Raw genomic sequence first — 23,321 nt, forward strand, 5'->3', positions numbered from 1 at the left:
TTCACGTTTTTATATTGTAGCACACCTCGTGTTATAGTAGAACGGAGGAGTGACGTGAATGATAGAATTATTTACAGACGGCGCATCCGCAGGCAACCCTGGCGTAAGTGGTATTGGTATTTTTATTCGTGGGGAGGGTCACCTTAAACAACTTAGTGAGCCTATTGCCCCAACCAATAATCACATCGCTGAATTTAGTGCGCTCGTGCGTGGTCTGCAAGAGGTACAGCAACTTGGCGCAAGCTTTGTAGCCGCAAAAAGTGATGCGAAAATTGTCGTTGATGCCATTAACAAAAATTACGTAAAAAACCCTGCCTATAAGCCTTTTCTACAACAAGCAATGACCATCATTGCTACCTTTGACGTTTTTTATATTGATTGGATTCCTGATAGTCAAAATAAAGCGGCAGATTCGCTAGCGCGCCGTGCCATACAGGCGCAAAAGCGTTAAAGTGTTTCGATTTGGCTAGCGCGCTGTACGCGACGCTTAACTATAGCGTACAGCCCTAGCACAACTAAAGCAAGTAGCGCTGAGCCAAGGTAAACGGTTTTATAACCACTCTGCATTGCTACAATCCCTAGTACATAAGAGCCGAGCGCAATACCCACATCAAACATCGTAAAATATGTAGCCGTCGCATAACTGCTACGTTCAGGCGCAGTCGCTTGAATGGCTAATGCTTGTAAACTCGTATTTAACGAACCATAACCAATGCCCACAAAAGCACCCGCCACTAAAAATAATGCCGCTCCTTCGACATAAGCAAGCATTGCAAGCCCTGCCGCAAAAAATAAAAAGGCTGGCACAATAACATAGACAGCACCTTTTTGGTCATAAAGCTTACCTACATAAGGACGCGTTAACAGCATAGAGGCCGCAAACACCGCATAAAACCAACTCGCCGCCGCAATTAAACCCTTTTGCTGGGCATATACAGATAAAAAAGACAGCACACTCGCATAAGAAAACGCCACTAAGCTCGCAATCAAAGCTACAGGTAATGAAGGTCGCTCAAATAAATCGCTGAGCTTAAATGTTAGCTTTGCGCCTGTTGGCTGCTGTAAATCCTCTGTTTTAATCGTAAGTGCCAACAATCCTCCAAGCAATACTACAGCACTCATAATACTAAATAACGTATTAAAATCACTATACTGAATAACAAGTAGCCCAATAAATGGACCAATGACAACAGCTAAATTGGTAGACATGGTGTAATAGCCAAGCCCTGCACCTTTACGCGCAGTTGGTACAATATCAGCTGCTAATGAGCCTGCTGCCGTTGTAATAATGCTAAACCAAATCCCGTGGAAGAAGCGGAGCGCCAGTAATAAAGGCAGTGGCTTAATCCATAAATATAATACCGAACAAATAAAATAGAAGGTAAGCCCTACAAGTAGTAACTTGTGCTTACCAAATACATCGAGCAATTTACCCGAAAAGGGGCGCACAATAATCGCTGACACTAAAAATGCCGTCAGCAGTAACCCTGCTTCTTTATCGGTTTGTTTAAGTACATCTAGCGCATAAAGCGGTAGCGTTGTCACAAGCCCGTAAAATACAAAAAACACCGTTAAGTTCGTAACAAACAAACTTGTAAAGCGCTTCGTCCAAATTTTTTCGTGTGGCACATCCATCAACCTTTCATTTTTTCCACAAGCTGATACAACATTGCTTGCTCCTCCTTACTCAGGCGTGCAACTGCCGCCTGCTCAAACTCACCTACTGCCGCTTTAATCGCGGGTAGCTTATCCTCTGCTACTGGCGTTAATGTAATAATTTTTTCGCGGCGATCCTCACCCTCAACGCGCATTACCCAGCCGAGTTTTTCGAGCCGTGTCACTGTACGCGTGACGGTTGGTGCTTCTACCGATAGCGTTTGCCAAATTTGCGTAAGGGACTGTGCCCCGTTACGATGCAAAAAATAAACAATCGACCACTGTGCGCTAAATAAACCATGCGGACGCAATACTTCATTTAGGGCAATTGTAAGTTGTCGATTGTATTGAAATAATAATGGAAATAACGGATTCAACTAGTTCACCTCAGTTGTTTACCTAAGTAAATAATATACCTGTTCAACTAAAGTTGCAATAAAAAAAGCTTGCGTTACTCGCGCAAGCTTGCTGTTTGATGCTCCATAATATTTAATAAGGCCCCAACGGCACCCGCAAAACCATGGTCACCAACAAAAACAGGTGTACGTTTTTTCGTACGGGTATAATTGCCAATCACCTTTTGAAGATGGTCATTATCACTTAGCGTCGAGCCAATATATACAATATGCTCCGCGTTATGCGCCTCCGCATATTGAATGCTAAGTGTAGTAATTACCTCACCTACTAGCCCCTGTACCGTAGCTAAAATATCAGCTGTAGGGTGCTTAGGGTCTTCTGTAATACCAACCTTACCAAAGTTACTTGCGGTTAAGTTACCGTCAATTGGTGTATCCATACCTTGGTAAATATCTTTAACGAGTAAATCAATTTCTTCGCGGTTACCGAGCTGTGCCATCGTCCGAATATCCTCGTACTCCGTAATGCCCGTAGTTAAGGCAGATAGCCCGATTAACGTACCGCCACCAATACCTGTACCACCAACACGCACATCACTATTGCCGCTCATATAGTGAACTGAGGTTCCTGTACCAATATTAGTAATAATACTTTCTTCAATACAGTGTCCCTCTTTTTTTAATAAGTAGCGCACCCCTTTTAGCGTCGCCTCAAACTCTACAATGTAATGAATTGCTTTTTCGTCACGTAGCTCTTCACGTAATTGCTCCGTACGACCACCCGTTACCCCAATATCCTCTAACCCTGGGTGTGCTTTTAGCCATTCCTTTACCGCTGCTAAATCATTTGACGGAAACGATACAAAATGCAACGCGTCCTGCTCATCAAAATAAGCAATCTTCGTTAGCGTTCCCCCCGTATCAATCCCTATCACCTTTGTCATAAAATTACTCCTTTATGTGTGCCTTCACTAAACTTTAACGCTACGTTATCCTTTTTGCAATTATACGTTTACGGTTTTAACGAATATTATGTACGAGCGCACAAAAGACGCATCATTTCGTACAATTGTTACATAATAACCTCTAGCGGAACTTCTTCATTATTTACTTTAACCCTCACTGTGTCATAGTCCTTTGCAGTCTCCACGCGGAAAATATGTTGTTGCTCATTATCTTTACTGCCGCCTTCTGTAAGATCTACCGTTAATTGTCCATTTTCGACGTGTACCTTACCTGATACATGTTTATCTGTTGTTATTACCACATAGCTACGGTGATCTAGCGTCATATATTGTACAGCTTGACTAGTGTCCACCTGCTCAGCAAGTTTTGTTGGTACTTGGTTAACCTCTTTAATAGTCGTATCATATTCACACGCTGCTAGCACGACAACCGCTAACAGTAACACGAAAAGCTTTTTCATCACAAATCCCTCCATTTTTGGCAAATAAAAAAAGCTAACATTTTACTGTTAGCTTTCATTAGTAGTTTAGCGTGCAGAGTAGCCACCGTCAATGACAAGTTCAGCGCCCGTAATATACGAAGCCTCGTCGCTTGCTAAAAACAGTGCCGCGTTTGCAACTTCCTCTGGCTTACCTAGACGTTGCATTGGCGTTGCGCGCACTAGCATATCCATTTGCTCTTTTGCATCCGTTAGCGCTTGCGTCATCGGTGTTTCGATTGTACCAGGGAAGATGGCATTAACACGAACATTAAAGCCGCCTAACTCCGCTGCAGCTGCGCGTGATGTAGCACGCACAGAGCCTTTAGATGAGGTATAAGCGTTCATGCCCATGCCAACAAGTGCTGTGTACGACGAAATATTAACAATCGCGCCTTGTTTTGCTTCCTTCATATAAGGGGCAACATGCTTAATGCCTAAAAATGGACCGAAGCCGTTAATATTATGCATTAGCTCCCAGTCTTTTGCTGTAATTTGGTCCGCTGTTTTTTCGGAAGAAATCCCAGCGTTATTAATTAAAATATCAATACGACCAAATTTTTCGATTACAGTTGTGATAGCTTGCTTCCAGCTTTCGTCTGAAGAAACATCTAACTTTACTGCAGTAATATGTTCGCCTTTAATTTTTTCAAGATTGGCTTCATTAATATCTGCCGCAATGACCGTTGCGCCTTCCTCAACAAAACGCTTCACCATCATTTCACCCATACCTGATGCTCCGCCTGTAACAACGGCGATTTTATTTGCTAAACGACCCATACTAACCTCTCCCTTAATCAAATTGTCTTCCCTTCTATTATATCAATGTCTAGCTAAAAGCACACAAAATCCCCTCGCAAAAGATTTTGTTTTAACTTTAGCGTGTAATCAGTTACGATAGAGGAGAGTTTGTTACTTTGAACTGGAGGATATGTACGTGATAGATGACAAAAAATTATATAAAGAAGCGATGAATGTTTTAAAGGAAACAAGTCGTACCTTCTATATTCCCATTACTTTCTTACAAAAAGATGTAAAAATCACAGTAGCAGCCGCTTACCTTATGATGCGCGCTATCGACGAAATCGAGGACCACGACGACATTGCTAATGCCGACAAGCATACAATGCTAATGGCAACGAGCGAGCTACTTGCCGCACCAACGTTTGATAACGAGGCATTTATGCAAGTCATTGCAAGCGTTAAGGATATCCTACCTGAGGTAACCCTTCGCCTACACGACTGGATTACATTTTGTCCTGAGGGCTCACGCCGTATTGTATGTGATGCTACAAGCGAAATGGCTACAGGTATGGCAAAATGGGCTGAGCGTAACTGGCAAGTACATACGCGCGAGGATTTAGACGACTATACGTATTACGTTGCAGGGCTTGTTGGCGTTATGCTATCAAATATTTGGGAGTGGGGCTACGGCATCACAACCGACCGCGAGCTAGCTATTGGTTATGGCCGCGGGCTACAAGCAGTTAATATTTTACGTAACGAAGAAGAAGACATGGACGAGCGTGGCGTTAGCTTTGTACCTGATGGCTGGACACGCACAGAGCTATTTGCCTATGCAGACGAAAACCTCGCAAAAGGTGACCTTTATATGGAAGACATCTCAAAGCGTACGGTATTATTATTCTGTCGTTTACCATTAGCGTTAGCACATCGCACACTTAAAGCATTAAAAGAGGGTCGCGAAAAAATCACGCGTGCTGAAGTTGAGGAAACGGTAAAAGAAGTCGAAAATAGTTAACAATAAAAAGAGGCTACATCGAAAGTTTTCGCTTTCAATGTAGCCTTTCTATTTATTAATCATCTCAATTTGAGATGGATTTCATCACCTAATTAACTAAATCCATGCATGAGCGTTTACTTTCTCGTCCGCTTCGACAGCCTATTGCTCATTTTCGGCAACCGAAATTGCGTGTTCACAAATTTGTCGAAATTTCGTTTCAAAGGCTAAATTATTTTCTTGCGTGCGTTTTTTTGGTCCTTTCGTGCGACCACCTGCTCGACGTATTTGTTGCCCTAAATGACGCGTAAAAAGTAGCTGATCAATATTTTCATTTGTAAACTGTCTGCCATTTTGATCGAGCACAAATCCCCCTTTCGCCAAAACCATCGCCGCAAGCCCATAATCTTGTGTAATTACAATATCATTTCGTGTAAGCGTGTTCAGTAGCGCAAAATCAACGGAATCTGGTCCCTTTGATACGGTAATCGTTTGCGCCCCCTCTCGCTCCATGACATGCGATGTATCGCAAAACAAGATAGGTTTAATCGAATAGCTAGATGATACGCGTAGCGCGATATCCGTTACAGGACAAGCGTCAGCGTCGATTAATAAATGAATCATTTTTTCGTTTTCTCTCCTTTTTCTATCTCAAAATTATATGGTTTTACTATTTAAAAATAATTTTAAATTCACTTTGTTATGCTCACTATTTCACAAAATCAAAAATTTGAGCGAAGTATTTTATTGAATAGTGCGAAAAATAACGATACGATAATAACAAGATAAAAAGCCTGGAGGTAATGACAATGACAAAATTACAAACTGAACAATCAGCAGCAAAGCAATATATTGAGCATGTATACGCACAGCTTGAACAAATTTACGGTCATGAGACAGAGTTTTTACAAGCGGTTGAAGAAATCTTCCTATCACTTGAGCCTGTGTTCGAGCAACATCCTGAATATATTGAGCACAATATTTTACAACGTATCGCTGAGCCTGACCGCGTAGTGTCATTCCGCGTCGCGTGGCAGGACGACAACAACAAAACACAAGTTAACCGCGGCTACCGCGTACAATACAATAACGTAATGGGCCCTTATAAAGGCGGCATTCGCTTCCACCCATCTGTGAACGAATCCATCATGAAATTTTTAGGTTTTGAGCAAATCTTTAAAAATGCCCTTACTGGTCAAGCCATTGGTGGCGGTAAAGGTGGCTCTAACTTTAACCCTAAAGGTAAATCAGATGCAGAGATTATGCGCTTTTGCCAAGCCTTTATGACTGAATTATACCGTCATATCGGACCAGATGTCGATGTCCCTGCAGGTGATATTGGTGTTGGCGCACGTGAAATCGGCTACTTCTGGGGTCAATACAAACGCCTTCAAGGTGCTTACCAACCTGGTGTACTAACAGGTAAACGCCCTGGTTACGGCGGTTCACTTGGTCGTAAAGAAGCCACTGGTTACGGTACGGTTTATTTCGTAGAAGAAATGCTAAAAGACATTGGTCAATCTTTCTATAATAAAACCGTTGTCGTATCTGGTTCAGGTAACGTTGCGATTTACGCTATCGAAAAAGCGCGTCACCTTGGCGCTAAAGTTGTAGCTTGCTCTGATTCAAGCGGCTATATTTATGACCCAGAGGGCATCAGCCTTCGTACATTAAAAGAAATTAAAGAAGTAAAAGGCGACCGTATTTCAACATATGTTGACTATCACCCGCACGCAACCTATACAGAAGGCTGTAAAGGCATTTGGACAATCCCTTGCCACATCGCCCTACCTTGCGCAACACAAAATGAAATTGACCTTGAGTCAGCACAAGTACTACTTGATAATGGCGTAAAAGTTGTGGGCGAAGGCGCAAACATGCCTTGCTCAATCGAAGCCATTAACCTTTTCATTGATAGCGGCGTTTTATTTGGCCCAGCCAAAGCTGCTAACGCTGGTGGCGTAGCTGTTTCTGCTTTAGAGATGGCGCAAAACGCAACAGGTATCTTCTGGTCATTTGATGACGTAGATGAGCAACTGCACAAAATCATGAAAGACATTTACGCGAACGCAACAGGCTGTGCCGAAAAATACGGCTTCCCTGGCAACCTTGTGATTGGCGCTAACATCGCAGGCTTCACAAAAGTAGCCGACGGCATGATCGCAGAAGGCGTTTACTAATAAAAAGTAAAAAACGGCGCTTAGCCCTGATTCGCTTTGGAGCACATGGCAATGAAACGCTCTTTAGTTTCATTTGACATGTGTGAAAAGCATGAAGGGTTGGCGTTTTTTACTGGATTCAAAAAAAGTAAAAACCACCGTTTAACCTCGACTGTTTTGGAAGGCTTCGCCAAGAAGTACCACTTCTTGAGCGGAGACTGAAAAACGTAAGAGGTTGGTGGGCTTTTACTAGATTCATTAAAAAGTAAAAAACGACGCTTAACCCTGATTCGCTTTGGAACACATGGCAATGAAACGCTCTTTAGTTTCATTTGACATGTGTGAAAAGCATGAAGGGTTGGCGTTTTTTACTGGATTCAAAAAAAGTAAAAACCACCGTTTAACCTCGACTGTTTTGGAAGGCTTCGCCAAGAAGTACCACTTCTTGAGCGGAGACTGAAAAACGTAAGAGGTTGGTGGGCTTTTACTAGATTCATTAAAAAGTAAAAACCACTGTCCAGCCCTGAGACACTTTGGAGCACATCGCAATGAAAATGGCTTTTGTTTTTTTCATACCACAACAAAAACAGGAGAATGTGCGCTAGCTGTCGCACATTCTCCTGTTTATTTCGTACTAAAAGCCGTTAGTCTGCAAATCGTTCAGCATTATCAACATACATCGCCACATAGCCGCAGCTTGGGCACACATAAACTTGTGGGCTTTCTGCTACACGATTAAATAGCCCGTGCCCCTTTTTTTGGATTTTAATACCATAGCCTCCGCCTTCAACGCGGATGGTACACTCCCCAACCATTGTTGTTTCACATTCGTGACACTTTCGTTCCTTCATTAGCCTTCAATCTCCTCTGTTAGCGTAATAAGTTCGTCAATTAAACTTCCGATAAATGCAATTGTCTCGCGCAGTGGTGCATCTGTCGAAATATCGACGCCTGCCATCTGTGCAAGTTCCTTCGGTGATTTTGTGCCGCCTGCCTTTAATACGTTTAACCAATCATCCACCGCTACTTGACCTTCATTTTTAATACGCTGTGCTACTGCTGTTGCTACCGTTAGTCCCGCGCTATACGTATATGGATATAAGCCCATATAGTAATGCGGTTGACGCATCCATGTTAAGGCTGCCTCGTCATCAATCTCTACCGCTTCGCCCCAGAACTTTTCAAGCACTTCGCGTTTTAATTTCGTAAGTACGCTAGCATTTACGCTACCGCCCTCATCAATAATAGCATATACCTCACGCTGATAGGCAGCCTCAAGTAAATGCGTCACAAAGTTATGGTAATACGTACGCGACACAATCGACGCAATGACCCAACGTTTAAATTTAGGGTCTTGTGAGCTTTTTAATAAATGATTTGCCATTAACATTTCGTTAGTTGTAGAAGGAGCCTCTATAAAGTAGAGCGATGGCTCACTATTAAAGATATTTTGGTTTTCATGTGTTAAATAGAAATGACCTGCATGCCCTAGTTCATGCGCTAGCACAAAAACATCCTCCATACTGCCCGTCCATGAAATTAAAATATACGGATGAATCCCATAAGGCGTTGAGCAAAATGCGCCTGTTGCTTTACCGATATTTTGTGCAAAATCCGTCCAACGTTCATCATACGAGCGCTTCATTAATGTTAAATAATCCTCACCCATTACACGTAGTGCATCAAAAATATAATTTTTTGACTCCTCAATCGTTACTTGTGGTTCATAGCTCGCATCAATTGGCGCTTTTAAATCGGCAAACGTCATTTTATCTAAGCCATTGACCTTTTGTACAAGCTTTGCGTATTTACGCATATGTGGCGCAAGCTCCTCCATAATAACGTCAATTTGACGATTATACATATCACGGTCCACATTTTGTTCAAATAATAAATAATCAATAACCGAATCAAAGCCGCGTAGTGACGCAATCGTTTTTTCCTTTTGGACTTGCGTATCGTAAGCCTTACCTGTCGTGAAGGCATAATCCTTTAACGTATCGTTAAATGCCGCAAAGGCTGCACGGCGCTTGTCCGTATCAGGATGCGAATCCCAAACGCCCTCAAACGTCACATAACTAATCGGGTAGGCTTCGCCCGCTACCGTAAAGTCAGGAAACTTGATGTCTACAGCTTTCATCATGTTGTATAAATCATACGGTGCTTGGAAAGTTGACGACAACGCAGCTAACGCGCGCTCTACCTCAGGATGTAATTGATTAGGAATGCGGCGAATTACCTCACTTAAATGGTGTGCATACTGCGGCTCAAGCTCAATAGCAGTCGCTAGCACTTCAATATCTAGTAATGACAACTGGCTATCTACAAATGCTAACTCCTTGCCAATTTGTGCAAATACATTGCTGAGCTTACTAATGCGCATTTGCGCCTGCTCATCCGTGCCGTCCACACTTTCGGCTAATTGAGCATATGAATACACCGGCACAAAAGCCTGCTGTAACTTTTCGTAGTCACGTAGCATAGCAACAACTTGCTCCGCTGTAGAAAACTTATCCAGCCACGTATCTGCAAATTGCTCCACCTGCTGCTCGATGTCATGTAATGCTTGTGTATAGGCTTCTTCTGTTGCAAAAATATGCGCTAAATCCCACGTTTCGTTAATGTTAACGTCGGCACGCTTCGGTAAACTTTGTACCATAGTGTATCACTCCTTGTCTTCTTTCATTATAAGCGAAAAATCAAAATAATGCGTAAATTTTGTTCTAAATTTGACATATTTATACGTTACTAATGGTATCATGGTGTGGAACACGTTTTTGGAGGTTGTATGATTTGATTAAGGAATGGGATCTACTCAGAGCAATTGCCTGCTTAAGTATCGTTACGTTGCACACGACAACGTGGATGACATTTCATAACGAGTTTTACGCTGAACATACGGCGCTTCACTTTATTCGCATTTTATTATGCTTCGCAACACCGACATTTATTGTATTGTCGATTATTATTTTAGCGCACAAATACCCCAACCAATTGCCATCAAATTTTTGGTCAAAGCGCATTCGCTTTTTATTGATACCTTATATGGCTTGGGCAATTATTTATGCAGGCATTGCTGAAACAATTTATCGTAAGGATTTATTTTTTATTACAGTGCTACAAAATTTCTTTCGCGGAGATTTTGTTGGCTGGTTCGTGATTGTCATTTTACAATTGTACGCGCTCTATGCGCTAGTAAAAAAATACAAGCTCGCAGATGTTGTTGTTTTGCCGCTAGCCCTTTGTATTTCTTTAGTTCATCATGCGCTTATTCAATTGCCGTACCCTTTTTTTATGACGCATCAAACGCAATTTCGACTGCTACTTACAGGTTGGCTTGGCTATTTTGCTATTGCCTACCTCGCAGGCAAGCACTACAAAAAACTTGCGGCAGCACTACTACGCTATCGCTGGTGGACACTTGTCACAGCACTACTAAGCGCGATGCTTATTTTTATTAATATGAAACTTGGGCATACGGGCATTCATTCAAGAAGGCTTGACCTTATCCCCTTTGTTTGTAGCATGAGCGCCTTAATTTTAGCGTGGGGGCAAAAATTACCCTACTTTAAAATTGTGCGTGTACTTAGCCGCTACGCCTTTATGATTTACCTCATTCATTGGCAGGTACTATGGTTTGGCTCTGGCTTTATTATGCGTTTTGGGCTGTCATTTAAGGTGACCATCGTTATCATTGTCACCCTAACCGTCGCCCTGTGCATCGCCATTGCATGGACCATCGCCCGCCTCCCCTTCGGCCAATACATCGTCGGGGCCATTAAAAAGTAAAAACCACTGTTCAGCCCTGAAGTACTTTGGAGCACATCACAACGAAAACGGGCTTTTGGTTTTCTGTTGCGAGGGGTGAAAAGAGCGAGGGGCTAGTGGGCTTTTACTGGATTCAACAAAAAGTAAAAACCACTGTTCAGCCCTGAAGTACTTTGTAGCACAAAAGAGGCTGGGACAAAAGAAAAAATGTGAGACGATTTTCAAAATCGCCTCACATTTTTCGCTTTCAAGTACATTAAATGAATTATTTAGCCAAGAAAATGACTACTCAAATTTTATATCTCCCCTAAAAATCGAGTTATGTCCCAGCTCTTCGTTTATCGCTGACGTTTTTGCCAAATGATTGTTACCGCAATAATACTAAGTAAAATCGCTTGGGCTACTAATGTTTCGACTGTTGGGTAAAGCCCAATCACAGGAACCATTGGCACACCGTCCACAATATGCGTAGGCACTTTATTCATTAACTGTAGCGTATGCACGCTCACACCAATAATTTTAAAGGCCAACACATAAATAAATACTGTCGCAATTTTAAAGAATAAATGAATCGGAATTTTAACCGATGTTTTTACGAACATAAACGCCACAAGTGCTAGCACAACTACCGCAACTAACACACCTAATGCTAGCTCGCCCGCTGTAATGCTTGGCGCAATCCCCATATAAAAAATTACAGTTTCTGCACCTTCGCGGAACACCGACAAGAAACTAATCATAGCCATCGCGACAACTGACCCTGTCGAAATAGCGCGTCCCATTTGACGCTCAATGTAGTCATTCCATGCGTTAGCTGTTGATTTAGTGTGCAGCCAAACACCCACACCAATCATCATAGCTGCCGCAATTAAACCAACGTAGCCCTCAATAATTTCGCGGTTAGCATCCATACTGCTTGCCGAAAACACAAGTGACATCGCAAAAGCCGCCACTACAGAAAGTACAACACCTGCTAATGCGCCAACATACACCCATTTCTTCAAGTGATGCTGGTTAGCACGTTGTAAAAATGTCACAAGCGCCATAATAATTAACATGGCCTCTAAGCCTTCACGTAGTAAAATAAGTGCCGCATCCCAAAACGTATAGTCGGTTTTTTCGGCAATTAAACTAATAGCTGTCGCAAACTCATCGAGCTGCGCATCAATTGCGTCCGCATCTACATCTTTCTTTGTTAAACCACTTACTACTAGTGGCATGGTACTTTCAATTTTCGTGTAAAGTTTACCATCACGCGTCGAAATATCCATCTCTACACGCGGCCACACCATAATAAACGCACGGATTTCATCAGCTGCCGCGTTATAATCCTCATCCGCAATTGCGCCTTTAGCTGCCGCGATATGGTCAAGTAATGTTTGCAATGAAAACTCGCCTTCTACAACTTCAGCGGTTTCTTTACCTGCTACAAAATCCGTAATAGATTGTTTTAGGTCATCAAAATTAGCTTGGATAGCTGCCATATCAGGCTCGTCCTCACTAATTGCGATGCGGATAAAAGCCATTTGTGTTTCGATTTGCCCATACATCGCAATACTTTGTTCACGCACAGGGCGTTCGTTTTTATTCCAGCTGGCATTAAACGTTTTATAAGCCGCATCCAGTGCTGCCACATCCTCAGCCGCTACTGCTTGCTCAAATGTCTGCAGTACTGGCTTCATCTTTTGCCCAAACTCCGCGCGCTGTGCCGCTTCATCTACAGGATTTTCGGCTTTATCTAACGCTACAAGCGCATTAGATAAATCCGTTAATGCCGCCAAACGGTCATCATGCGAATCCGCACTTAACGCTAACGCTAGCGCCTCATCCACCGCTTTTTTTTGCGTTGGTTGATCTGAGGTTACGTTTTGCCACTCCTCATTAAAACGAACAAGCGTTTTATGTGCTTCTTCATCTTGTTGTTGCTTTGTTTGCATAAGCGCATCACTAATCGCAATAAAATAATGACGATATGTGCTCTCTGCTTGCACAGGTAAAGCAATGAGTAAAACCAGTATCATTAGTAAACTACTTAAATAGCGTTTCACCTAAGTAACTCCCCTTTTGTACACCGGGGAAGCAGGCAAATAACGCACTGCCGCGATGTGTAATGTACTCATTTAATTTATCTAAACGCCCAAAACTATTTTGCACATCAATAAATTGTTGCGGGTGTTTTTGGAAGGAAATAAATAATAGCCCTGCATCATGCGCACCGGTTTGTGTCATTGTACCTGATGCATACGAGAAGGAGCGACGTAACATACGCGCTTTTGTTTGACGCGCTAAATGCACATGTGACGTGGCAGGTAGCTCAGCCTCGTCCGTATTATCAAACTCGTCCTTCATCCCCATTGGCGCACCCGTGTCACGGTGGCGGCCGAAGGTATTTTCCTGCTCTTGCAGTGAAGTGCGATCCCAAGTTTCTAAATGCATTTGAATACGGCGTACAGCTAAATACGTGCCGCCTGCAAGCCATGCCTTAGACTCACCAGGTTGTATCCACACGACATGGTCCTCTTTGTCAGGCACGGGGTTTTCTGTACCATCTTTAAAGGCAAATAAGTTACGCGGTGTACCTCCGCCAGGCGGAAAGGCGTTAAAACCTGCTTGTGCCCACTTCACTTCTACTTTACCTGTGGCTACACGCACTAAATTACGCACCGCATGAAAAGCAACTTGTGGGTCATCCGCGCAAGCTTGAATACATAAATCACCGCCAGTATAGGCAGGATCTAGCTGGTCTTTAGGAAAATGTGGTAAATCCGTAAATTCACGCGGTTTTTCGGCTGTAAGCCCTACTTTGTCAAATAATGACGGGCCAACGCCAATCGTAATGGTACAATTTTTAGCGTCTAGCCCTTCAGCCTCGCCCGTATCATTTGGTGGGATATGTACATTAGTAGACGTCGCGACCTCCTCGCCAGCCATTAATTTTTCAATCATTGGCGTCCATAGCTGCATTAGCTCGCGCATCTCCTTTTTTGTTGTAATGACAACATCAAGTGATGCAAAATAGACGTTGGTTTGCGAAGGTGTGGTAATCCCTGCTTGATGCTTGCCATAAAACGCAATACTGTTTTTTACTGCTTTAGGTGCTGTCAAATCGCTGCCCATTGCCTTCATAACGCCACCAAAGCCGCTTGCGCCAATAATAGCGCCAGCAGCTCCAATGCCCGTCATTTTTAACATGGAACGGCGAGATATTTTTTTCTCATGCCATTCAGTCATTTTTTATCACTCCATAATTACGCCCATTTGGCTAAGTGGTTCACCTAATTGGTTCACCGCTACAGCAAGCGCTTTAGTATCCTCATCTGTTAATTCTTCATACGACACATAGCCGTCTTCGCCTTGTTCATATTTCGCAAGTAACGCGTCAAGTGCCGCAAACTTCTCATCTAATGTTTTAACAAGGTCTGCATCTTTTGCTTCGATTTTTTCACGTAAAATCTCAAAGATTTTTTCTGCACCTTCAACATTTGCCTTAAAGTCATATAAATCCGTATGTGAGTAGATTTCTTCCTCACCTGTGATTTTTGACGTTGATACTTCGTTTAATAAGTCAACCGCACCAGTAATCATTAAATCAGGTGTAACTTCTACAGTTTGTACAAGGGCGTGTAACTCTTTCGTATCTGCTAATAGTTGATCTGCAATGGCCTCGTAACCTTTTGTTGTGTTATCCACCCAAAGTGCATACTCTAATTTGTGGTAACCTGTCCAGTCTTCTTTACCTAAGCCCTCTTCCTCAATATCCGCTAAACGTCCATCAATTTTAGGGTCAAGATCGCCAAAGCTTTCAGCGATTGGCTCAGAGCGCTCAAAGTACATACGTACGCGCGGGTATAAATGTTTAGCTTCATCTATTTTGCCTTCTTTAAATAACGTCACAAACTTTTCGGTATCTGTTAAAAAAGCATCCATCTGCTCAAGTGCAAATGCTTTATAAGCTTCCATTTCCTTTGTTAAGTCCACAGTATTTTCCGTAGCAACTTCTTCCGTTGCTGCCGTTTTATCTGCTGGCTTAGCATCCTGTGCGCCGCACCCCGCAAGCATTAGCCCTCCTACAAGCAATGCTGAAACTAGTGATGGTTTTTTCATTATGTCATCAAACTCCCTTTTTATGTATTCCTCTTGGTAATGATAATCGTTTTCAATCACTAGCGCAAGTGTTTTTCTATAAAAATGGCACGACTTACTATCAATCTACCGTTAGACGCATCAGTTCTATCTTTTGTTGCTACAAGGGCAAAATAAAAAAGCACGGTATAGTACCGCGCTTTTACGAATTAATTTGCAATTTTCCATTCCACTTGGTCAAGGAAGTCAGCTACATCCTCATTCACTTGATCACGCTCTTTACCGAGTGTAATAATATGCCCTGAGTTTTGGTACCAAATAATTTCTTTTTCTTGTGCTTTGACGGTATTTAAAATCATTGGCGCACTCTCTTGATATAACTCGTCATCTAATGCACCTTGCATAATTAACGTTGGCGCTTTAATGTTAGCTAATTGCTCGCGTGTTTCCATTGTGATTTCTGTTACACTATCTAACGAATCTTTTGGCGTAATACGTAGCTCATGTAACTCCGAAATGATTTGATCTTTTGATTTGTTTTCAAATGATTTGTATAGACGTGCGTAATGGTACAAGCGTGTAAATAAGCCTTTTGAGTTATCACGTGAAATAGGTGCACACATTGATACGACAGCTTTAACAGGGAATGTCTCTGCTACCTTTAATGAAAATACACCGCCTAGTGAAATACCGGCTACTGCGATTTCTTTATAACCTTTTTGTTGCAGGAATTGGTACCCCTTCACAACATCTTGCCACCAGTCTTCTGGTGTTGTTTCAAGTAATGCTTCTGGCTCAACGCCATGCCCACTGTAAATTGGTGCGTGTACGGTGTAACCACGTTCTGCTAAATGAAAAGCTAGCTTTTTAACATCCTTTGTGCTACCAGTAAAGCCATGCAATAATAGTACGGCTTTCGGTCCTTTTTCGATAGTTAGTGATTGTGGTTTGGCAATGTTCATATATGTGTATCCCCTTCTGCGGAAATGTTTTGTGTATATTTTGTGTCCTCATCATAGCACCGCAAGTCATAATGTACAATTTATTGTTTTCATCGTTTCGATACCTTTTATGCATGAGTCGAATGATGGTATACTAAATCAAAAAGTTATTCGACTTTTAAGGAGAAATGAAGGATGGAATGGCAACAGCTACACTATTTTAGTACATTGGCGAAGATTCAGCATATGACGCGCGCAGCGGAGGAGCTGTCAATTTCGCAACCTGCGCTTAGTCGCTCCATTGCCCGCTTGGAGGAAGAGCTTGGTGTGCCACTATTTGACCGCCACGGGCGAGGGATTTATTTAAATCACTTTGGGCAGTCCTTTTTAAAGCGTGTCAAAACAATGCGTCTCGAATATGACCGCGCCATTTTAGAGTTACAAGAGTTAAACAACCCTGATTATGGTATGATTTCACTCGGCTTTTTGCATACACTTGGCACAAATGTCGTGCCTGATTTACTGCGCGACTTTGGCAAACGTTTTCCGCACGTGCATTTTAAACTTACGCAAAACTATTCCTATGACCAACTCAAATTATTGCAGGCTGGTGAGCTTGATGTGTGCTTGCTTGCGGCAATTGATACGGAGCCGCCCGTTGTTTGGCAGGAGCTGTGGCGCGATGAGTTATTTATTATGGTGCCAAGCGACCACCCTTTAGCTGCGCGCACGAGCGTCACATTGCATGATGTGGCGGATGAGCCGTTTATTCATTTAAAAGAAGGTTATGCACTACGTAAAAATGTGGAGCGTTGCTTTGGGGAGTGTGGAATTACACCACACTGGGCATACGAGCTAGACGAAGTGTCTACCATTGCGGGCTTTGTAGCGGCTGGGTTAGGCATTACCCTACTGCCGCATGATGATAACTACAACCCTGAGCGTGTAGTATTACTACCTGTTAAAAACACCGTTTGCGAACGAATTATTGGCATGGCGTGGCTCAATCATAAGACCGCTTTGCCTGCCGCAACCGAGTTTAAAAAGTTTGCGAGCACATATTTTCAATAAAAATATGCGCGCTTCCTTTTCATTTTAGTAAATTAACGATATTATAGTACGTATGTTTGATATTAAGGAAGTGTTGAAATTGGTAAAACGAAATGATCCTTGCCCTTGTGGAAGCGGCAAGAAATACAAAAAGTGCTGTGAGCACAAAGAGGCTGTACAAGTAGCCGATATGTTTTTTGAAGAAATTGATCGCACCATCCAGTCATTTTTTGATGACTACCCAACCCGCGCAGAAATTCCTGCGTATAATGAATTAGTTGTTGAATGGCTACCACAACTGCCAGGTCTGCATCCGCAGCTTGTCCAAGCGATTGCGCTTGAGCATTTCTTCTTTTTCCAAAAGCCAGAGATGTGGCAGTCTTATATGAAGAAAGTCCAAAAGCAAACATTGCGCCCCGTATCTCAGCAAGTTTACGCGTCATGGACGTGCCCGCGTTTATTCTTCGGGGAAATTATTGACGTATCATCACCGCTTTATTTAAAAGTACGTCATGCGATTACAGGCGAGGAAATCTTCCTACGCCGCGAAACAGAGCGCGTGATTCCTGAAGGGATGATGACCTATACGTACATCCTGCCAGATGGCACATTAGAGGACAATCACTACCTTGCGACATCCATCTTTATTTTCTTCGCACCAGAGCATAAGCCTGTGTTTGAAAAGTTTGCGAAGTCACATCGTGCTGATGAGCAGTTACTACTATGGCAAGCTCTTGTTGCGAACGGTTATAATGGTGAGGAGTTTACGACATTTGAGTCTAACGTGTTAAAACATGCCGAAGACTTCCTTGCGAAGCATGAGCGTGACTTTAAAGAGCTACGTATTGTGCTTGAAGACTATTTAGTAGAGGAGCGCCCAGGCGCGCGTAAAGAGGCAGCCATCGCGGCTGGTGCTGTACGTTACGCTAATGAAAACGGCTTAATTGAGCCGCTTCAAATGACGGTAAAAGATATGGCTGAACAATTTGGCGTATCTGCTTCTTCCCTAACAAAATATTACCAAGACATTACGGCTTACCGTAGTTAATAACTTGCCCCCCACGTTTGTAAAAGCGTGTGGGGCTTTTATGTATCAACTATCCTAAACGCGCATAAATTGACAGGTTTTTAGGTCCTACACCACTTATACTAACCAAGAGGAATTGATGGTAAGTGGCAAGACATGCGGCGTGCCATCGTGTAGATTGAGGCAAATTTAACTGCGCCTTTACAAAGAGTGGCTACCTCAAAGCAACTACTGCGGGGTTTGAACGCTACATAGACGACGATCCAATGTCGGCTACATGTTACTCGGAGATCTGGCTTGCTGTTTTATAATTCCCCCACAAAAAATAACCCATCATGCGATAGCATGATTATATTCTTTTATTCTTTTAAATCTTTAAGTACTTAGATCTTTTAAGTTCTTTAAAATCTTTAACTATTGAATCGGTCAATTTGGTCATACCGAATGGTTCATATTGAGCACCCCATTATTCATTTTGCATCGTTCCTGTTGTTCACTTTGAGCAGTTCCCCTTCTTCATGTTGAACTGTCCAATCTAGCGCGCCTAGTACCCAACTGTGACTTTTAGTAACCTGTTTCTCCTTTCTTACCTAGCAATACGTACCACTTTTTAAAAAAGAGACAAGCAACTCATTTGACTAGCTTTACGTCTTTAGGGTATAGGTAAGAAGTTAGGAGGGGTTAGATGAAAAGGCTCGCAAGCTATCGTATTTTTATTATCGTTAGTATGGCTATGAAATTCTTTTTACAGGTGTATTGTTTTAAGCGGCGTCATCGCGGTGATAACTCCGCTGAAACAAATGCTAAATGGGAGCGCCTCGTTACTAAACAAGCGCGTGAATACAATAAAAAAGCACTCGCGCTTGGCGGGTTAATGATTAAAGTTGGGCAGTTTTTAGCCTCACGTGCTGACATTATGCCCCCAAGTTTTTTAGCTGAGCTAGAAGGGCTAACTGACCGTGTACCACCCGTCAAACCCGAAGAAGCTATGGCAGTATTAGAAGAAGACTGGGAACGCCCTGTCAATGAGGTGCTCGATTGGATTTCGCCTACAGCTGTAGCCTCTGCCTCTATTGGCGAAGTATATAAAGGCACATTGCCAACAGGCGAAGCTGTGGCGATTAAAATCCAGCGCCCTAATATCGCACGCATTATTGCGATTGATTTTAAAGCGGTGCGCATCGTAATTTGGCTCGCAAAAAAATTCACAAGCTTTGGTAAACAGCTCGACTTTGACTTACTGTACAGCGAAATGCAGGACGTATTACTACCAGAACTACAATTTTTACAAGAACTACAAAACGGCAAAAACTTTCAAGCGCGCTTCCCTAATACACGCATCCCTCGCTATTTTGAAGCATACTCCACTGACCGCATACTGGTCATGGAATGGGTAGAGAGTAGCCGTATTTCGGATACTGCCTTTTTAGATAAGCATCATATTGACCGCGCTAGTTTAACAGAGCAGCTCGTTACATTATTTTTACAACAAGTACTCGTTGGCGGTCAGTTTCATGCAGACCCACACCCTGGCAATATTTTAGTTGAGCCAGATGGTACACTTGTACTTATTGACTTTGGTATGGTCGGCACTGTTACAGATGCAGACGCTACTTCTATCGCCAAACTTGCAAGCGGCATTTTATTTACGAATTATGATTTAGTCATTGATGCCCTTGAAGAAATGGGCTTCCTACTGCCTAGCGCCGACAAAGAAGTATTAGCGAAAGCTATCGAAAAGGTCGTCAGTGCCTATCAATCCAATGAACTAATGCAAATTAACGGCGCTGTCGTTGAGGAGCTAATGGAAGATTTACAAGAAATCGTTCGTACACAACCCGTACAATTACCTGCGCGTTTTGCTTTTCTTGGGCGTGCTATTTCCACACTTGCTGGTGTGCTGTACATTGTAGACCCTAGCGTTGACCTTATGGAAATTGCCAAGCCACAAATTACTGAATGGGTGAAGGAAGAAGCAAAACGGAAAGATACATTAAAAAACTTTGGTAAACAGGCCGTGGACGAACTTCGCCTGCTGCAGCGCTTACCGCGCAAGCTCGAAAAACTGATGGAAGAACCTGAAAAGTGGCGCATGGAACTTGCCAAAAAAGATGTACAAGCATTAAATGGTAGCCGCCGCGTAGTTGCTACATGTTTTGCGAGCATTAGCCTCGTGGCGCTCTATGTTGGCATCTTTACAAGTCATGAGTTACTGCTCTATACCAGCGCCCCTGTTTTTATAGGTAGCGCATGGTGGGCTATTAAAAAATAAAAGAAGGTGAGGCGATAATTGACATCGCTTCACCTTCTTTTTATGTTGTGCGCTCAGCAAGTGCTGTAATTTCTGCTAAACTTTGTTGTACGCCTTGCTTCGTTGCCGCAACTTCTTGTTGCCACTCAGGCAATGCCCCAAGCGCAAGATTCGCCAGTCTTGCCCGCTCATACTGTAGTGCTTGTGCAATAAGCTGTTTAAAAATCGGCACTGTATAAATTAAGCCATTATCTAAGCGCGCGAGTAGCTTATCGTTATTTTCCGATAACATATATAGCTGTACGGCGAGTTGAGTACTTACTGTACGCGCCATCATAAAATCTTGCCGTCTGCTATCAAGTAGCTCACGCATTGCCTCTAATGTACCTCGTTCAAAATCGTCCTTCGCATAATCTAATTGACGCGCGAGCTCTACGCCTCGCTCCGCTAGTGCTTGCTCATGTTGAAGCAAGAAGCTATAATACGCAGTATTTTCGTCAAATAGGCGCTGTAGCTCCTCATTATTTTGAACAATGGCGCGCTTATACTCCGTCATCGCAATAAAACCTTGCTGTAGCTGGGCGCCAAGCCCTTCGTATTTACGCAAAACATTTATAGGTGGCGCTGGCTTTTTACCAAGCATACGCTGCATAAAACTTGGGCTCTCAACCGGCTTGTCTTCAAAATCACTTGGGTCAAGCCCTTCCATCACCTTGCCCATTTGTGTCGTTACAGCTGTTAGCCCGTCGATTTTTTCGTTTAACAGCCCTTTCATGGTGCGGTTAATAAAGCCATTGATTTGTTCGACTTTATCCTTACCAATCATCAAAACGTCTGCAGGCGTTAGCTTAGCGAGGCTACGTTTAATAGGTGCGAGTGCTTGTACCGAACAATCCACCTGCTGACGTAAAATTTGCTCCATATCCTCCATACTAATCCCTCCTAAAACCTAAAAAACCCTTAAAAACATCGGTTAAGCTCGATTTTGTTTGAGGGGCGCGGTAAGCATAGTTAAAGCGCATCTCGTCAAGTAAATGATGGTCAAATTGTGCTTTATCTATATAGCGCTCAATATCATTAAGCCCCGCTGGATTAAACAACACAATATCAAGACCTAGCTCATTTAACATAAGTAATGTAGCGGCATCAGCACGGCTTAATTCACCGTTGATTTCATTATTGTACAATATAATTTTAGGGACATCCTGCGTATAATCATAGCGCTGTAATAATGCACCTACTGCACGCGGCATTTGCATCGCTTGACTAAACGTATACAAACGAAGTGCGTCGTCTGTTTCGCCAGCTAAGCGTTTAAGACGAGGCGCCTCACATAACCGAATCATGGCTGCCGCAATGGAGCGTTGCACACCGTCATGCAAGTGCGTGTGTTGCCACCAATTGCTCGCAAGTATCTTGTCAATAGATAGCTTACCATCGCGCCCAAGCGCTTGCGTGTAGTGGTATTGATTATTAGCGCGATTTTCTTCTTGAAATGGAAACTGCTCTATCAATGTTGCATGGTCAAGCGCTACTAGACGATGGATTTGCGCCCAGTAGCTCGCCTCATCAAGCGTCACACCTGAAATTTTAGTAAATAGTACAGGAATGGTAACTTGATGCTGCTTTACCTCAAAGCCAGGACGCACGAGTGCACGTTGCTCACCTAAAATTTCGATTTCATTATAGGTGGTACGTAGTGTAATACCATGCGCCTCATGCTCACGCAGTGACCACGGGGCAAGATAGCCATCTTCTCCGCCTAATATCGTACTAATCTCGCGTTGCGCTCCGTATGCCACCGTTGTTTGTTGCTTAGGTGGTGCTGTCGGAAATTGTGCATCAGCCTGCATTGTAGGGTAACTCACCACTGACATGGTCGGCACGATTACAGCCGCTTCGTTTGGCGTAATAAGTGCCACATCAAAGCCACAATTTATGCAGTAACGTAAAAAATAATGCTGACTTGTTGTTAATGCCCCAAACCACACAATGCTTGGCGTTGCTGTCACCATATCAAACTGCTTCAACCACGGGTCAATATGGTTCCACATCCATTTAATTAAATCGAGTAACAAACGTCTAAAATCAGGATGGGTATAACGTGTCCCCTTATCCTGCTCAAACTGCTGTAAAATCGTAATAAATTGCAATCTAAGCTCGCGTTGCCAATCATTTTGATAGCGCGGTAGTAAATGCTCTGCATCCAAAAACGCCACAAAGCGATTAAGGCTTAATGTAGGCTGTTTTTGCACGAGTTCATACATTTTTTGCAATGCCTGAAAACGTTCAGGCGGAATCGTTTTATCAAGGTCCTCCGATAAAATGGTAACGCCTTGCTGTAATGATAACTCATACAGCTCTTGGTAATATGCCGTCTCATCATAGGGAACGCCCTGTACATTGACCACCACTTGCTGATACTGTACGCGCTCCTCAGTATGTATATAATCCGGGCGACTGCTTATCGGCTGTGTTAAACGAAAAGCCCAGTCCACCTCATTGACAGCTAACACTTGAAATTGTCGTAGCATAAAGGACGACCCCCTGTTATATCTTTCCCTTAATCATAGCATTTTCCCTATAAAAAAACCTCTCCGTACTAATGTACATAACAAAAAGAGGCTGGGACAAATCCCGGCCTCTTTGATTCTCTACTGTTATGCATTTTTCTTCTTTTTACGAATGAAATAAAAAACAATAGCTGCCACAATAAGACCAAGGATGACTAAAGTTGTAGTATCATAAATGAAAAAACGCGAGTCTTGAAGTTCATACATACTTATCACCTGCTTGTTTGTTATTTTACATTACAAGATTGCTTACTCTTAGCATAACACAAAAT

General features: G+C 42.8%; 22 protein-coding genes. 7 read left to right on the forward strand and 15 right to left on the reverse strand.

Going from position 1 to position 23,321, the window contains the following annotated elements; all coding sequences use genetic code 11:
- The first annotated feature begins 58 nt into the window (after positions 1-58).
- Positions 59-451, forward strand: coding sequence for a ribonuclease HI family protein (locus tag CH76_RS07770; protein WP_036144918.1), 393 nt, complete (start codon positions 59-61; stop codon positions 449-451).
- Here CH76_RS07770 and CH76_RS07775 read toward each other — a convergent pair.
- From CH76_RS07775 to CH76_RS07795, 5 genes are all read right to left on the reverse strand, one after another.
- Positions 448-1,635, reverse strand: coding sequence for an MFS transporter (locus tag CH76_RS07775; protein WP_036144920.1), 1,188 nt, complete (start codon positions 1,633-1,635; stop codon positions 448-450). The genes CH76_RS07770 and CH76_RS07775 overlap by 4 nt on opposite strands.
- Positions 1,635-2,033, reverse strand: coding sequence for a MarR family winged helix-turn-helix transcriptional regulator (locus CH76_RS07780; RefSeq protein ID WP_036144921.1), 399 nt, complete (start codon positions 2,031-2,033; stop codon positions 1,635-1,637). Before CH76_RS07780 ends, CH76_RS07775 begins: the two co-directional genes overlap by 1 nt.
- Before the next feature lie 74 nt (positions 2,034-2,107).
- Positions 2,108-2,956, reverse strand: a complete 849-nt coding sequence (coaW, locus tag CH76_RS07785) for a type II pantothenate kinase (protein ID WP_036144922.1) — start codon at positions 2,954-2,956, stop codon at positions 2,108-2,110.
- 128 nt (positions 2,957-3,084) lie between these two features.
- Entirely contained in the window at positions 3,085-3,438 is a 354-nt protein-coding gene (locus tag CH76_RS07790) for a hypothetical protein (RefSeq protein WP_036144923.1), read from the reverse strand.
- A 66-nt stretch (positions 3,439-3,504) separates the two neighbouring features.
- The gene (locus tag CH76_RS07795) at positions 3,505-4,236 is read right to left on the reverse strand and encodes an SDR family NAD(P)-dependent oxidoreductase (RefSeq protein ID WP_036144925.1); all 732 of its coding nucleotides are present in this window, start codon (positions 4,234-4,236) and stop codon (positions 3,505-3,507) included.
- A 160-nt stretch (positions 4,237-4,396) separates the two neighbouring features.
- Between CH76_RS07795 and CH76_RS07800 the strand changes: the two genes are divergently transcribed.
- The gene (locus CH76_RS07800; protein ID WP_036144940.1) at positions 4,397-5,218 is read left to right on the forward strand and encodes a squalene/phytoene synthase family protein; all 822 of its coding nucleotides are present in this window, start codon (positions 4,397-4,399) and stop codon (positions 5,216-5,218) included.
- Between the two features lie 141 nt (positions 5,219-5,359).
- Here CH76_RS07800 and CH76_RS07805 read toward each other — a convergent pair whose 3' ends face one another.
- Positions 5,360-5,821, reverse strand: a complete 462-nt coding sequence (locus tag CH76_RS07805) for a YaiI/YqxD family protein (RefSeq protein ID WP_200877343.1) — start codon at positions 5,819-5,821, stop codon at positions 5,360-5,362.
- A gap of 185 nt (positions 5,822-6,006) precedes the next feature.
- Here CH76_RS07805 and gdhA point away from each other — a divergent pair, with 185 nt between their 5' ends.
- Positions 6,007-7,377 (forward strand): NADP-specific glutamate dehydrogenase, encoded by a 1,371-nt coding sequence (gdhA, locus tag CH76_RS07810; RefSeq protein WP_036144926.1) that lies wholly within the window; start codon positions 6,007-6,009, stop codon positions 7,375-7,377.
- Positions 7,378-8,000: 623 nt separating this feature from the next.
- Here the strand turns inward: gdhA and CH76_RS07815 are convergent.
- Together CH76_RS07815 and pepF are read right to left on the reverse strand one after the other, a co-directional pair.
- A complete protein-coding gene (locus tag CH76_RS07815) occupies positions 8,001-8,207 on the reverse strand; it encodes a hypothetical protein (protein WP_036144927.1) in 207 nt (68 codons plus the stop codon).
- Positions 8,207-10,015, reverse strand: coding sequence for an oligoendopeptidase F (gene pepF / locus CH76_RS07820; RefSeq protein WP_036144928.1), 1,809 nt, complete (start codon positions 10,013-10,015; stop codon positions 8,207-8,209). The genes CH76_RS07815 and pepF overlap by 1 nt, the downstream gene beginning before the upstream one ends.
- A 134-nt stretch (positions 10,016-10,149) precedes the next feature.
- Here pepF and CH76_RS07825 point away from each other — a divergent pair, with 134 nt between their 5' ends.
- Complete coding sequence (locus CH76_RS07825) at positions 10,150-11,145, forward strand: acyltransferase family protein (RefSeq protein ID WP_036144929.1); 996 nt, start codon at positions 10,150-10,152, stop codon at positions 11,143-11,145.
- Between the two features lie 317 nt (positions 11,146-11,462).
- Here the strand turns inward: CH76_RS07825 and CH76_RS07830 are convergent, their stop codons facing one another.
- The 4 genes from CH76_RS07830 to CH76_RS07845 form a co-directional block, all read right to left on the reverse strand.
- On the reverse strand, positions 11,463-13,172 hold the full coding sequence (locus tag CH76_RS07830; RefSeq protein WP_036144930.1) for an FTR1 family protein: 1,710 nt from the start codon (positions 13,170-13,172) through the stop codon (positions 11,463-11,465).
- Positions 13,153-14,355 carry an iron uptake transporter deferrochelatase/peroxidase subunit gene (gene efeB / locus CH76_RS07835; RefSeq protein WP_036144931.1) on the reverse strand — a complete coding sequence of 401 codons (1,203 nt, stop codon included), beginning with the start codon at positions 14,353-14,355 and terminating at the stop codon, positions 13,153-13,155. The genes CH76_RS07830 and efeB overlap by 20 nt, the downstream gene beginning before the upstream one ends.
- Before the next feature lie 6 nt (positions 14,356-14,361).
- The gene (gene efeO, locus CH76_RS07840; protein WP_036144932.1) at positions 14,362-15,228 is read right to left on the reverse strand and encodes an iron uptake system protein EfeO; all 867 of its coding nucleotides are present in this window, start codon (positions 15,226-15,228) and stop codon (positions 14,362-14,364) included.
- 188 nt (positions 15,229-15,416) lie between these two features.
- Positions 15,417-16,169: a carboxylesterase gene (locus CH76_RS07845; protein WP_036144933.1), complete on the reverse strand. Its 753-nt coding sequence runs from the start codon at positions 16,167-16,169 to the stop codon at positions 15,417-15,419.
- A 174-nt stretch (positions 16,170-16,343) separates the two neighbouring features.
- Here CH76_RS07845 and CH76_RS07850 point away from each other — a divergent pair, with 174 nt between their 5' ends.
- From CH76_RS07850 to CH76_RS07860, 3 genes are all read left to right on the forward strand, one after another.
- Entirely contained in the window at positions 16,344-17,219 is an 876-nt protein-coding gene (locus tag CH76_RS07850) for a LysR family transcriptional regulator (protein ID WP_036144934.1), read from the forward strand.
- A gap of 79 nt (positions 17,220-17,298) precedes the next feature.
- Positions 17,299-18,246 carry an SEC-C domain-containing protein gene (locus tag CH76_RS07855; RefSeq protein ID WP_036144935.1) on the forward strand — a complete coding sequence of 316 codons (948 nt, stop codon included), beginning with the start codon at positions 17,299-17,301 and terminating at the stop codon, positions 18,244-18,246.
- A gap of 664 nt (positions 18,247-18,910) precedes the next feature.
- Positions 18,911-20,497 (forward strand): AarF/ABC1/UbiB kinase family protein, encoded by a 1,587-nt coding sequence (locus CH76_RS07860; protein ID WP_036144936.1) that lies wholly within the window; start codon positions 18,911-18,913, stop codon positions 20,495-20,497.
- 40 nt (positions 20,498-20,537) lie between these two features.
- Here the strand turns inward: CH76_RS07860 and CH76_RS07865 are convergent, their stop codons facing one another.
- From CH76_RS07865 to CH76_RS13720, 3 genes are all read right to left on the reverse strand, one after another.
- Positions 20,538-21,407, reverse strand: coding sequence for a toxic anion resistance protein (locus CH76_RS07865; protein WP_036144937.1), 870 nt, complete (start codon positions 21,405-21,407; stop codon positions 20,538-20,540).
- A gap of 1 nt (position 21,408) precedes the next feature.
- On the reverse strand, positions 21,409-23,010 hold the full coding sequence (locus CH76_RS07870) for a YceG family protein (protein ID WP_051910283.1): 1,602 nt from the start codon (positions 23,008-23,010) through the stop codon (positions 21,409-21,411).
- Between the two features lie 126 nt (positions 23,011-23,136).
- Entirely contained in the window at positions 23,137-23,256 is a 120-nt protein-coding gene (locus CH76_RS13720; RefSeq protein ID WP_081892664.1) for a FeoB-associated Cys-rich membrane protein, read from the reverse strand.
- Positions 23,257-23,321: the final 65 nt, after the last annotated feature.

Source organism: Lysinibacillus sp. BF-4, assembly GCF_000743635.1.
Lineage (GTDB): Bacteria > Bacillota > Bacilli > Bacillales_A > Planococcaceae > Metalysinibacillus > Metalysinibacillus saudimassiliensis.